10 protein-coding genes are annotated in these 12,868 nt (G+C 43.5%); 4 read left to right on the top strand and 6 right to left on the bottom strand.

The annotated features are described in order from the left end of the window. The first annotated feature begins 23 nt into the window (after window positions 1-23). Window positions 24-728 (top strand): hypothetical protein, encoded by a 705-nt coding sequence (locus tag ACVW2L_RS10700; protein ID WP_457127956.1) that lies wholly within the window; start codon window positions 24-26, stop codon window positions 726-728. 1,074 nt (window positions 729-1,802) lie between these two features. Here the strand turns inward: ACVW2L_RS10700 and ACVW2L_RS10695 are convergent. Together ACVW2L_RS10695 and ACVW2L_RS10690 are read right to left on the bottom strand one after the other, a co-directional pair. After that, window positions 1,803-2,219 (bottom strand): VOC family protein, encoded by a 417-nt coding sequence (locus tag ACVW2L_RS10695; RefSeq protein WP_457127955.1) that lies wholly within the window; start codon window positions 2,217-2,219, stop codon window positions 1,803-1,805. Window positions 2,220-2,266: 47 nt separating this feature from the next. Next, complete coding sequence (locus tag ACVW2L_RS10690; RefSeq protein WP_457127954.1) at window positions 2,267-2,704, bottom strand: helix-turn-helix transcriptional regulator; 438 nt, start codon at window positions 2,702-2,704, stop codon at window positions 2,267-2,269. 226 nt (window positions 2,705-2,930) lie between these two features. Between ACVW2L_RS10690 and ACVW2L_RS10685 the strand changes: the two genes are divergently transcribed. The 3 genes from ACVW2L_RS10685 to ACVW2L_RS10675 all read left to right on the top strand — a co-directional run bounded on the left by ACVW2L_RS10685 (window position 2,931) and on the right by ACVW2L_RS10675 (window position 6,022). After that, a complete protein-coding gene (locus ACVW2L_RS10685) occupies window positions 2,931-3,914 on the top strand; it encodes a helix-turn-helix transcriptional regulator (protein ID WP_457127953.1) in 984 nt (327 codons plus the stop codon). A gap of 76 nt (window positions 3,915-3,990) precedes the next feature. Beyond that, window positions 3,991-5,058 (top strand): alkene reductase, encoded by a 1,068-nt coding sequence (locus tag ACVW2L_RS10680; RefSeq protein WP_457127952.1) that lies wholly within the window; start codon window positions 3,991-3,993, stop codon window positions 5,056-5,058. Between the two features lie 22 nt (window positions 5,059-5,080). Continuing rightward, on the top strand, window positions 5,081-6,022 hold the full coding sequence (locus ACVW2L_RS10675; protein WP_457127951.1) for an NAD(P)-dependent alcohol dehydrogenase: 942 nt from the start codon (window positions 5,081-5,083) through the stop codon (window positions 6,020-6,022). Window positions 6,023-6,309: 287 nt separating this feature from the next. On the opposite strand, the gene ACVW2L_RS10670 is transcribed toward ACVW2L_RS10675, so the two are convergent. The 4 genes from ACVW2L_RS10670 to ACVW2L_RS10655 all read right to left on the bottom strand — a co-directional run bounded on the left by ACVW2L_RS10670 (window position 6,310) and on the right by ACVW2L_RS10655 (window position 12,771). Then, complete coding sequence (locus tag ACVW2L_RS10670) at window positions 6,310-7,176, bottom strand: SDR family oxidoreductase (protein WP_457127950.1); 867 nt, start codon at window positions 7,174-7,176, stop codon at window positions 6,310-6,312. Between the two features lie 95 nt (window positions 7,177-7,271). After that, window positions 7,272-7,841, bottom strand: coding sequence for a Crp/Fnr family transcriptional regulator (locus ACVW2L_RS10665; protein ID WP_457127949.1), 570 nt, complete (start codon window positions 7,839-7,841; stop codon window positions 7,272-7,274). 278 nt (window positions 7,842-8,119) lie between these two features. Further along, window positions 8,120-9,538: a TolC family protein gene (locus ACVW2L_RS10660; RefSeq protein ID WP_457127948.1), complete on the bottom strand. Its 1,419-nt coding sequence runs from the start codon at window positions 9,536-9,538 to the stop codon at window positions 8,120-8,122. 26 nt (window positions 9,539-9,564) lie between these two features. Next, window positions 9,565-12,771: an efflux RND transporter permease subunit gene (locus tag ACVW2L_RS10655; protein WP_457127947.1), complete on the bottom strand. Its 3,207-nt coding sequence runs from the start codon at window positions 12,769-12,771 to the stop codon at window positions 9,565-9,567. Window positions 12,772-12,868: the final 97 nt, after the last annotated feature.

Below are 12,868 nucleotides of genomic sequence, written 5' to 3'. Positions count from 1 at the left end.
TTAATTAACAGATCTGTATTATCATGAAAACCTTTTTAAGATACGCAACCCTGCTTGTATTATTTCAAGCATTCATTGTGCGCGGTCAGTCGAAGACCAGCCTAAACGGGGTATATGCGGGAGTAGAGATCATGCCTTCTGCAATGGGGGGAATGAGCCGTAATGATGTAGTGATATTATTCCGGCCCGACGGCACCTATAATGACGATATGCGGAAGTCCGGCTGGCAACAACGTGTATCGGGCCGGTATACACTAAGCGGCCGTACGGTTTCACTGCGCACCCCAGGCGACAATAGGGCTATTACTTACACGCTGGACAATGATGGAAATATGAATGCCGGCAGCTTTAACCTTGTAAGACAACCTACGGATAACAATATACCTAACGGAAATTATGAATTTAGTTCAGCCGGGGGCTCAGGTGGCGGGGCCAGTGGCACGGCGGTGGGTAGTTTTTCAAATAAAGCATTCTATTTTGATGGACAAGGCAATTTTAGCACCAACAGCCAAACTGCCGTGGTAGTATCCGGCTCAAATGTGGGCGGTGGTAATAGTCATAAAAGCAGCGGGGGCGGCACTTATAAGATCAGCAAGGGCGTACTCACATTAACATTTGCAAATGGCGCAACCGAGGTGCATTCTTTCTTCTGTCGTCCCGGTTACGATCCTATTATGGCAGTAATTGACGGAGACATTTATTTCGTAAAAGATCGTCGTAAAAAATAATAATTATCGTTGTCGAATCTGTTTACGACAGCTAAGGTGTAGGCAAAGGGGTTCAAATAAATCACTTATAGCCTCACTGCGCCTGTATAGGTAACCAAGTTGAAGGTTCGATTTTGTTAACTTAGCAACATGGCGAACGAAATTCCGGGGCTGGATATAGCAAAACTGCGACTGCAGGGTTTCTGATCTGGGATTTTTGTAACGGGTATGCATTGCCTTAGTGCTTTTTTATCGCCGGTCATGGCTAAATAAAACGTCGGTTATACGCCATACTGCAACAAAACTTGTTGTTCACTTAAGGTAAAATGTTATCAGACCAACAAGTTTAATGTCCAGGAAATAGATTGGCTGAAAATCAACTGGTGGCTGGCTTTCGGAACTGAAGTGCGCTCCAGGTCTCATTAATTGATATTGTGGTGACGGTGGTTATTCCGAACTGTTAGGCAGTTTCTCTTATCATATCCCTGTTGAAATCAGTTTGATACCGGGATGTGCCTTTAGGGCAGGCAAACGACAACAATGTCAGGTTCAAGATAAAATGAGTCCGATGACAAAAAATTGCTATATTCTTTAAGGTTTGGAATGAAAACCATGGTGTTTTGCTCTTTTCTACATCATTAAATTTATCTGTGTGGCTGATGTACTCAAAGTCCTCTTTTATGTTTTTTGGTAGGTCAATGATCACAGGCCTGTTAAGCAAGCGTAGTTTTTCAGGTATTGATTTAATGTTTGCTCTTATTATGAGTAAAATGGTAACGGACGAAAGTTGCCGGAGCAAAAATAAACATGGCAAACAGTTGCGTCCAATGGCTACCTGTAGATAATAACATTGATGTGGCTGCCAGTAAGAATATTGCAATTGCCAAAAAAAAGTTCAGCATATAGCTTCGGGGCTTTCCGATCCACTGCACGACGTACCCAGCCAGCACCGAAAAAACAGCCCCCATCCAATGGTAATCAATTTAAAAGTGATGGACGCCGGCTCGTGTGGATGATGGGAGGTCAATGTAAACCACAGTACCGAGCTTAAGGCAAACACTAGATAAGCTGTGAAAACCGAAAAAATTTTGCGAATCATTTTGTTTCAGTCTGTCCTAGTGAAAACCAATTGCCGGAGTCATCAATGAACAATGCTTCAAAGCCATAGAATTCTTTGGTAGGTGCCTTAGTAAACACCACACCCTTAGCCTTAAGTTCTTCGTAAGTGGCAATAAGGTCTTTACATTCAAAAACGCCAAAGCCAAAAGTTCCGCTACTGACTAATTCGCGCATCTGAATTGCCGAGTCCTTTTTAAACATCATGCCTTCCGTAACAGCCATCAAGCTGATCTCCAGATCTGGCTGTTCAGGGGGACAAACGGTCAGCCAACGCATACCTGGTCCCATAGGGGCATCTGTATGCACTTTAAAGCCCAATTTATTTACATAAAAGTCGTAGGCATTATCCTGATCGAGAACAAATACGCTAACATGGTTTAATTTCGTTATCATTTTTATATTTTATATTTGCAAATATGAACTAACATCATATTTAACCCTTATTGAAAATTGCTATTTTTTTCCGACCAACCATTCTTTTCAGCAAAACAATTCGGAATAAATTTTAATGGTGTCTGCGCTATTTGGCTTTGACGTTCTAATTGGGCAAGCTGATAACTAGCCGGTGTTTGACCCACCACCTCTTTAAATAATGTAGTAAATGTACTTACGCTTTCAAATCCAACTGCAAAGCATGTTTCTGACACTTTATAATTGATTTTTAACAGACATTTAGCCTGATCAATTCTAACTCCCGTTAAGTATTGATGCGGTGTCTTTCCGTAAACGTTTTTAAAAATTCGGACAAAATGGAATTTGGAGAAAGACGCTTCTGACGAAATCAAATTCAAGTCAAGATGCTGCGAATAATTTTGATCTATAAATATCTTGGCATTCACTACTCGCCTGTATAAATAAATTTTGGGCAGTTCATTCATATAACAAATTTAATATTTATAGTTACTGAAGGCAGTGATTGATATTTTAAAATCATAAAGTATAAAATGTTGTTTAAAGAGTTGACGCTTATAAATCACCAAGCCTTTACAATATATCCAAGGCTAATTAAAGACTTGCATATACAAGCATCTGGTAGAATTTTTCCTGCTCTTTGTTGTTTCGACGTGCGGCGGCGGAATTGGAATTAAATCCATATTTTTAAAGATGACTTTTGAATTTACAGTGCAGCCTGGTTTTAATTTCGTTCAAAGCTTTGGCGAGTACTTTAACATTCCCGTCTTCAACAATGAATTGAAGATCCCGCCGCATATGGGCGAAGGCCATATCAAGATGGTTGATGTAGCACCGGGCTTTAAATTCGTTCTGCACCATTATACGTTAAAGGAAGAATTTCATTTGAAACGCAATGCGCCAGCCGAAGTCAGTGATTTGATCTCCATTGTGCTCAATAGCAATGAATTGCCCGCAGGATCTGCCATCGACCGGGAAACCGCAGTTGATTTTCTAAAGAAGAACGGTTCGTCCATCCAGGTTGCATCCACCGCTATCTCTACTGAAACCATTTTTCCTGCTAATGTTGAGGTCTATTTTGGCGTGATCGGAATTAAAAGACAGCTACTTTCCGAAATCCTGCGGGTAAACCAGGCAAATGGCCCTTTGGAAACAATTTTGCACAGCGATAGCCTGTTCTTTTATCACGAAAAAATGCATCCCGAAGTAGCGAGGGTTTTAAAGCTTGTTTCCGAGATCAATGAACTAAATAAATTGAGTGATCTGTTTTACAGCATCAAGGCCCACGAAATGGTCTACCTGTTGTTTAGTAAGCTGCTTGACCGGGACAGTGACAAACAAAGCCCGGTGAACAAGTCTGACATCGATAAATTATACCTGATCCGGACCGCTGTGCTGGCCGATCTGGGTCAGCCTCCTCATTTGAGCGAACTCGCTGTTATGGCTGGTATGAGCGAAACGAAAATGAAGCAGCTGTTTAAGCAGACCTTTGGTGATACGATTTATAACTTTTACCAGAATGAAAGGATGCAGCAAGCAGGGTTTCTATTGAAACATGCGGGCTACTCCGTTTCTGAGGCAGGCTACCGGCTCGGGTTTTCCAACCTCAGTCATTTCTCCAGGCTTTTCGAAAAACACTTTGGGGCCACTCCAAAAAAATACACGCTTGTCGGATAGGACTATTTTTCGGGCCCGCGCCGCTATTTTAACTTTCATATCCTGCTGACCTTTGACATATCAAAAAACAAACGATATGAAAAAGTTATTAATGCCTTATAAAAGCCAGGCCCTTCATTTAAAGAATCACTTAGTGATGGCGCCGATGACCCGCAGTCGTGCAATTGACAACTTACCTAACGCGCTGATTGCCGAATATTACAGCCAGCGCCGCGGCGCTGGGTTGATCATCACGGAAGGAACGGCCCCTGCACCGGAAGGCCTGGGTTATGCCCGTATTCCCGGCATATTTTCCAATGAACAAATTGAAGGCTGGAAATTAACGACTGCAGCCGTACACCAGAACAATACCAAAATATTCCTGCAACTGATGCATACTGGCCGTATTGGACACGAGGCTAACCTGCCAGCGGGTGTTCAGGTAGTTGGCGTATCCGCCATTGCAGCGGCCGGGCAAATGCATACCGATGCTGCTGGTATGCAGGATTATCCCGTTCCGATAGCTTTATCAACCCAAGGCGTAAAAAAAGTGATCGGCGAATATGTCACCGCCGCAAAAAATGCGATAGCAGCGGGTTTTGATGGTGTGGAATTACATGCTGCCAATGGCTACCTGATCGAGCAATTCCTTAACCCGAACGTTAATGATCGTAAAGATATATATGGAGGAAATATAGAAAACCGAGCGAGGTTTGCCATAGACGTTGCACAGCAGTTAGCTGATGCGATTGGTAAAGAAAAGGTGGGTGTAAGAATATCGCCTAACTCTACCCTCGGCGATCTGCAGGCTTATGATACCGATGCCACAGAGGAAACTTATATACATTTAAGCAGGGAGTTTAACCGCATTGGCCTGGCCTATATCCACATCAGTTTGAGCCCGCAGCTGCCGGTTACAACCTTAAACGCTATCCGTACAGAGTTTGAAGGTACGCTGATCTATTGTAATAACTTTACTGCCGAGAAAGCTGGGGCTGAACTGGAAAAAGGGGATGCCGACCTGATCGCTTTCGGACGGGGCTTCCTGGCCAATCCTGATCTGGAACAGCGTATCATCAATGACTCAGAATTGAATGCTCCCGACTTTACCACACTTTACACCCCAAGCGCTAAAGGTTATACGGATTATCCGGTCTTATTTTAATTAACGCCTAACAACTCAAAAAATGAAAAAGATAATTTATAATAAATTCGGCGATGCTGGTGTATTAGAAATGGCTGATGTAGAACTGCCTGTAGTCGGTGAAACATCACTTTTGATCAAGGTCAAAGCAGTGTCTGTTAATCCCCTGGACTGGAAGATCAGGAACGGGGAAATGAAATTAATGTCGGGCAGTAAATTCCCAAGAGGGACCGGTATTGACTTTTCGGGGATTGTTGAGGTTACAGGTAGTTCAGTTAAAAATTACAAGAAAGGCGATGAGGTATTTGGCCTGTTGGACGTTTTTAAAGGTGCGGCTTTGGCGGAATATATCCTGGCCGAAGAAAAAGATATTGCAATTAAACCTCAACATATTTCTTTTGAACAAGCTGCTGCCGCACCTGTAGTAGGTTCTGCGGCACTCCAGCTTTTTGATACTTTATTAAATATTGAGGCAGGTACAGAAGTGCTGATCAACGGCGCTTCGGGCGGAATTGGCATGTTTGCCATACAGATCGCGAAAATGAAGGGAGCCTTAGTTACCGCCGTGGCCAGCGATACCGGCTTAGCAGCAGTAAAGGACTGGGGAAGCGACGCGGTCATCAACTACCGCAAAGTAGATGTTTTGAAAGCGGGAAAGCTTTACGATGTTGTTATTGATCTGTCTAATCAGATGCCCTATAGCGCGGCAAAAAAGATCATGAAGCCCTCATCAGCCTATGTGCATACGGCTCCCGGACCAAAAGAGATCATCAGTTCATTTTTCATCAGCTTGTTTTCAGCAAAAAAATATAATGTGCTTATGCTTAAACCTTCACCGGTATATCTAAAGGCATTGGCAACTTATATTGACCAGGGTCTTTCTATTGTAGTCAGTAAAGCTTATCCGTTCGTTTCATTCAAAGCCGCTTTCGTCGAAGCTCCTAAAGCTCATATGGTTGGAAAAATGGTAATCAGCGTTGCTTGACATGGCATTAAGTCGACCAAACCACTGTTAAATGTAGTGGGGGCTTTCGAATTGCAGCCTCCAGAGGTCTGATGACGCTGCGGGAAGTATCAGGTGTTCATCTTCCTCGATAGATTTCCGTTAACTCATAATGCTTCATTTCGTGAAATATTATTTAAAGTATGGCGCTACTTGAGTCGTAGAAAGGAAAACGGCAGGACCGCCTGTGCAAATATCAGCAACAATAAATGTCTGGCTGCACCCTGCCGTTGTAGCTTCACCGGAAATTTTAAAGATCTGCTTACTCTTTAAGATAATAATTCGCCCATGCCAAAGATGGTCAGACCTTTGCCGAATTGTTCAACAACAGCCCGGTTAGCTGCTTCGATATATTCCCCTGTGATCGGGTCAACAACGGTTCTCAAAGGCCTTTTGCCTTTTTCTGTACCGATCAACTTAATGATCGCATCGGCCACATCCTGCGGGTTGGGGTTTTTGGTCTGGATCAGCCCGCCTACAGCGGCCATCATTTTGTTCGGCATGTCGGCAATCGCTCCATAACCCTCGAACACCGCTTGATCAGAAGCGTACTGGGTTTTCTGCTGCATTTCGGTAGGAAAGGCACCGGGCTGCAGGATAGCCACGTCAATCCCTAACCTTTTAACTTCGTAATGCAATCCTTCGCTTATACCTTCTAACCCGAACTTAGATCCGGCGTATATAGTCGCAAAGGGAAAAGAAACCCTGCCAAAGCCACTGGTTACATTAATGATCAGGCCATCGTTCTGCTTGCGCATAGCCGGTAATACCTGTTTAATGAATTTCCAGGGCGCGAAAACGTTAACATCAAATATAGCCTGTACGTCAGCGGTGGTGAAGCTTTCCGCAACGCCGTTCATGGAAACCCCGGCATTGTTGACCAGTACGTCAATGGTGCCTTCTTTTGCAATGATGGTATCGACAGCCTGCTTCACGCTTTCGTCGTCGGTCAGTGTTACATCAAGCACCGTCACATTTTCAACGGCTGCAAGGGCCTCAGCTTTTTCCGCGTTCTTACCCTTGGTATCTCTCATGGTGGCGTAAACCTGGTGGCCTAAAGCGGCAATGCTGTGGGCGGTCAGCCAACCGAAACCACTATTGGTTCCGGTTATTAATACGATCTTTTTTTTGCTCATCTTTAATTGTTTAAATAATGAGCAAATGTTGTAAAGCGATGCAGGTAAACTTTTACCATTTGGTAAAAAGCGCCGGGTGACCATTAAAAAGACAATCAACGGACATTTCGTCTTATCCGGCTAAGTGATTGCTGAGTGATGCCCAGGTAAGAAGCGACATGTGAAAGTGGTACACGATTGACAAGACCCGGAAAATGTTGATTGAACAACAGATAACGGTTTGTCGCGTCTTCTGAGACCAAAGGGCTTCTGCGTTCAATCGCTTTCAGCAGGCAATTTTTCAAGATAAGGTTCTCAATGTCTTTCCAGCTGACGATGGTATTGCCGATCTCATCCCAATCCTTTTTAGAAAAGACCAGAAATTTGCAATCGGTCTCTGCCTGAAGATATTCGGAGGAAATTATCTGTGCCTCGAACCTTTGCTGATCCGAAACAAAATTATTTTCTTCAACAAACGAGTGCGTGATCTCTTGCCCTTTATTATTGTAATAACAGAAACGAACTACGCCTTCCAGAAGAAATCCTACATACCTGGGAATCTTCCCCGCCTCAGAAAAATAGGCTTCCTTTTGAAATTCCAGGGTTTTTGCTTTGTTTAGAATGAAGTCCGTTTGCTGTTTGTTCAGATTCCCGAACTGTAGTACATAATTAATGAACGCTTCCATAGGGTAAATTTCGGGTTTATTGTGGGCGGTTTTTTTACCATTTGGTAAAAAATGGGGTTAAGCAAACATAAAGGTGCAACAATTAAAGCCTCGCTTTTTAAGCGGAGCTTTTTGTTGAATCAATACGTTATATAGATAGCCTATCAAGGCAAATGGCGCGCTAAGTGGAACCACAACAAGAACCCCTTAAATCAACGATTTAAGGGGTTCTTATTTTAAATGATCCGTTTCGATGCTCGTAAATACAGCATTTCTGGCAGTCAAATGGCTGGAAATTTTTATTTCCAGCCGCCACCCAGGGCGCGGTAAAGTGAAGAAACTGCAATTAATTCATCGCGCTTAATTGCTGCCAGTTCCAGCTCGCTTTGTAAAACATTGCCTTGGGCAGTTATAACTTCCAGATAATTGGCCATGCCGTTTCTGAATAACAAATTGGCATTGCCTGTTGCCTGTTGCAATGTATTAACACGTTGTAATGCTATGGCTTGCTGTTCTTTTAACTGTTCAATACTTACCAATGAGTTCGAAACTTCGCCTACTGCATTCAACACTGTTTGACGGAAACGCAGCACCACCTTTTCACGCTCTACCTGCGCTATCTTATAGTTGGTGCTCAGTTGTTTTTTATTGAGTAGTGGCTCTATAAGACTGCCAGATACTATACCGAATAACGATGCCGGTACATTGAACCAGTTACTTGCTCTCAATGAATTTACGCCACCGCTGGCGGTTATCCGCAATGCAGGGTACATTTCGGCCTTGGTTATACCAACGTTTGCATTGGCAATGTTTAATGTAAACTCTGCACTGCGTACGTCGGGTCTGCGGCTTATAACAACCGATGGGATGCCAGTAGCTATGTTATCAGGTAAATTAAACTGGTCTAAAACTGCGTTGCGGTTTACCTTATCAGGTAAAGCGCCCGTTAAAATGCGCAAGGCATTTTCCTGCATGGCGATAGCCTGTTCAAATTGCGGTACCAATTGCGCGGCAACTAAGCGTTGTGCTTGTGCTTGCTGTACGCCTAAAGAAGTTACCTGCCCTGCAGTGTACTGCAAGTTTATTATCCGTAATGTGCTGTCATTCAGCGTTACGTTCTTTTTCGCAATGGCCAACTGTTTATCCAGCATCAACAGGTTGTAATAGCCTTGGGCAACATTAGCTACTATGTTGGTTTGAATCAGCTTTTTTGCTTCGTTAGTTTGCAGGTAAGCAGCTAGCGCTAACTTGTTTTGATTGCGGATTTTACCCCATATATCAGCTTCCCATGATAGAGAAACATCGGCCTGGTAGTTCTCTATGTGATTTTTGCCAATGTTAAACTGGCTTAAACTCAAACCTGTCAAGCTATTGTCGGACGGGCGGTTGGAGTTTGCCGTAACATTTAATGCAAGTTGCGGTATATTGTTCCACTTTGACTGGCGCAGCACCAACTGCGATTGCTCCAGGTTTTTTACAGCCAGTTGCATATCGAAGTTATTACTGATGGCGCTGTCAATAAGTGTCTGCAAAACAGGTTCGGTAAAAAACTGTTTCCACTGTATATCAGCAATACTGCTGCTATCGCCGGTTGTTTTGATCTCCGCATTCCTGAAAGCCACAGGGGTTTCGGGTTGGGGAGTTTTTATATCTTTTGATACGGAACAAGCACTTACTATCAAAGAGATAAGGGCTAATCCGGTTATGTATTTTTTCATGTCTTTGTATTTTATGATTTGACCAATTAAGCGTTTAAAGCAGGTTCTAACTCATGCACTGCATGCCCGTTTAAATGAGGTCCTTCGTCTGTTTTGATTGGCTTGGGCTTGCCGGTTATGCGTTCTTGCAAGCCCTGGAAGATGACAAACAGGACGGGAATAATAAATAAACCTAATACCACGCCTGAAACCATCCCGCCGGCGGCGCCGATACTAATAGAGTGGTTACCTTGCGCAGATGGGCCCGTGGCAATACTCATTGGGAACAAACCGAAGATGAATGCAAGCGACGTCATGATAATGGGCCTTAACCGCAGTTTAGCTGCTTCTATGGCCGCATCAACCAATGATAAGCCTGCCTTACGGCGCTGCACAGCAAATTCTACTATCAAAATGGCGTTCTTGGCAAGCAAGCCTATCAGCATGATGAGCGCCACCTGTACATAGATGTTGTTTTCAATACCGGTAAAACCAAGTACCACAAAGGTTCCTAAAATACCGGTTGGGATAGATAGCATAACGGCCAGTGGCAGTACATAGCTTTCGTACTGAGCTGCTAACAAGAAGTATACGAATATCAAACACAGCATAAAAATTACGCTTGATTGCCCCAGTGATGAGATCTCCTCGCGGGTTTGACCCGAAAATTCAAATGTAAACCCGGATGGTAATTCTTCCTTAGCGGTTTCTTTTATGGCCTCGATGGCATCACCAGAACTAAAACCAGGTTTAGGAATAGCATTTATCTCGATAGAGTTAAAAAGGTTAAAACGAGATGCAGTTTCTGAACCATAGACACGGGTTAATTTCACCAGGGTACTTATGGGCACCATCTCGCCGGTTTTGTTTTTTACAAACACACGGTCAATTGATGCGGGATCAGTGCGGTCGGCAATATCAGCCTGAACAACCACGCGGTAATATTTGCCAAAGCGGTTAAAATCTGATGCCTGCGCACTACCAAAATAGGCTTGCATGGTTTGTAAAACGTCTTTCACGCTAACGCCTAACTGGTTGGCCTTATCATCGTCAACTTCTAATTGCAATTGCGGATAATCAGCCTTGAAAGAAGTGAAGGCTTGCGCAATGGCCGGTTTAGCCATCAGTTTGGCAATAAAGTTATTGGCTACTCCGCTAAATTTATCCAGCTTACCGCCGGTTTTATCCTGCAACACAACATTCAGGGCTTCTACATTACTAAAGCCCGGTACAGTTGGGAAGCTGAATACGAAGAAGCTGCCTGCGGTTATCTCTGCCAGTTTTCCGCGCAGGAGGTTTTGGATCTCGTCAATGTTTTTCACCTCGCCGCGTTCGTCATATGGCTTAAGCAATACAAAAAATACAGCAGATGAAGGACTCGTTGAATTCGTCAACAAATTAAAGCCGGATATACCTGTAACATAACGCGCTGATGGCATAGCATTAGCTGCATCTTCGGCCTGCTTAACTATTGCGCTTGTACGGTGCAAAGAAGCACCTGAAGGAGTACTAACAGATATCGCTATAAAGCCTTGATCTTCGGTAGGTATAAAGCCTGATTTTGTAGTGTTTACCAAATAAACGGTTACTCCAATTACAAGCGCTAATCCGGCAATGGCTACCTTTTTGTTTTTTATCAGGAATTTTACACCACCCAGGTACCTGTCGGTCATGGTGCTGAAACTGCTGTTAAAGCCTGCATAAAATTTTTCTTTAAAGCCTTTTTTATGCGCTGGTTCGCCGGTAGCAGAGTGGTTACTCTTTAAAAACAAAGCTGCCAAAGCGGGGCTTAGTGTTAAAGCGTTCACTGCTGATATTACAATTGCGATAGACATGGTGAAGGCAAATTGCCTGTAGAAAACACCGGTTGATCCCGTCATAAAGCCCACAGGTAAAAATACCGCCGCCATAACTAATGTAATGGATATGATGGCTCCCGTAATCTCGTGCATAGCTTTTGTGGTAGCCTCTCTGGGTCCTAAATGCTCGTTCTCCATTTTGGCATGCACGGCTTCTACCACTACTATCGCATCGTCAACAACAATACCTATTGCCAGTACCAATGCAAACAGGGTAAGCAAGTTGATAGAGAACCCAAACACATTCATAAAGAAGAACGTACCTAATATGGCAACCGGAACTGCAATAGCAGGAATAAGTGTTGACCTAAAATCCTGAAGGAATAAATAAACTACCAAAAACACCAGAATAAATGCTTCTATCAGCGTGTGCTCTACTTGCGATATGGATTCATCCAGCGCAGTTTTAGTACGATAGAAGTTATTAAAATGAATACCTGAAGGGAAATCCTTTGACGCTTTTTCCATCAGCTTATCAACCGCGATCTGAATTTCGTTAGCATTTGATCCGGCCAGTTGTATAACACCTATGGCTATACCATCTTTGCCGTTCAAATGGGTCATGCTGGTGTAGGAGTAGGAGCCTAATTCAACTCTTGCTACATCTTTTAAATGCAGTACAGAACCGTCTGAATTAGCGCGGATAGCTATATTCTCATACTCTTCGGGTTTGCTTAGCTTACCCTTGTATTTAATTACGTACTCAAAAACCTCGTCGCTACGCTCGCCAAGTTTGCCCGGTGCTGCTTCCAGGTTCTTATCCTGAATTGCGCTCATTACTTCGGCAGGGGTAACTTTGTAAGCAGCCATTTGCGCAGGATTTAGCCATACGCGCATTGAGTAATCTTTAACACCACCAAATATGCTTGCAGAACCTACTCCTGGTATACGTTTCAATTCAGGGATGATATTGATCTGGGCATAGTTAGCAACAAATGCCTGATCGTATTTTTTAGGGTTGTCTGTAAACATACCCACAGCACCAATTAAGCTGTTTTGCTGTTTAGTAGTAGTTATGCCTTGTTGCACTACCTCCGCGGGTAACTGACTGGTAGCCTGCGCTACCCGGTTCTGCACGTTTACTGCAGCCTGATCGGGGTCTGTACCCTGTTTGAAGTAAACTGTAATGGCAAGTGTTCCATCGTTGCTGGCAATTGAGCTCATGTAGCTCATGTTTTCAACACCGTTTATGGATTCTTCCAACGATGGGGCAACAGATCGTAATACCGTTTCTGCATTGGCGCCGGGATAAACAGCTGCTACCAATACCGCTGGTGGGGCAATATCCGGGAACTGCTGTAAGGGCAATCTGGTTAGGCCAAGTACACCTAAAATTACCAGTAAAATGGAGATAACTGTAGATAGTACAGGCCGTTCTATGAATTTTTTGAACATGACTTTAAATTTTTTTTTGTGATTTTTAGAGCAAACGCTCCCCGTTACGCGCCTAAAAGGCGATGTTGAAACGTTTTTTAGCTCCGTTTTGGAGCTG

It is taken from the genome of Mucilaginibacter sp. HD30 (assembly GCF_054061755.1).
This window is presented reverse-complemented; position numbering and strand designations above follow the sequence as displayed.

Bases quoted from the DNA above. Each gene is read 5' to 3' on its own strand.
- ACVW2L_RS10700 (WP_457127956.1), top strand. From the start codon at position 24: ATGAAAACCTTTTTAAGATACGCAACCCTGCTTGTATTATTTCAAGCA.
- ACVW2L_RS10680 (WP_457127952.1), top strand. From the start codon at position 3,991: ATGAAAAAGTTATTAATGCCTTATAAAAGCCAGGCCCTTCATTTAAAG.
- ACVW2L_RS10670 (WP_457127950.1), bottom strand. From the start codon at position 7,176: ATGAGCAAAAAAAAGATCGTATTAATAACCGGAACCAATAGTGGTTTC.
- ACVW2L_RS10685 (WP_457127953.1), top strand. From the start codon at position 2,931: ATGACTTTTGAATTTACAGTGCAGCCTGGTTTTAATTTCGTTCAAAGC.
- ACVW2L_RS10655 (WP_457127947.1), bottom strand. From the start codon at position 12,771: ATGTTCAAAAAATTCATAGAACGGCCTGTACTATCTACAGTTATCTCC.
- ACVW2L_RS10675 (WP_457127951.1), top strand. From the start codon at position 5,081: ATGAAAAAGATAATTTATAATAAATTCGGCGATGCTGGTGTATTAGAA.
- ACVW2L_RS10665 (WP_457127949.1), bottom strand. From the start codon at position 7,841: ATGGAAGCGTTCATTAATTATGTACTACAGTTCGGGAATCTGAACAAA.
- ACVW2L_RS10695 (WP_457127955.1), bottom strand. From the start codon at position 2,219: ATGATAACGAAATTAAACCATGTTAGCGTATTTGTTCTCGATCAGGAT.
- ACVW2L_RS10660 (WP_457127948.1), bottom strand. From the start codon at position 9,538: ATGAAAAAATACATAACCGGATTAGCCCTTATCTCTTTGATAGTAAGT.
- ACVW2L_RS10690 (WP_457127954.1), bottom strand. From the start codon at position 2,704: ATGAATGAACTGCCCAAAATTTATTTATACAGGCGAGTAGTGAATGCC.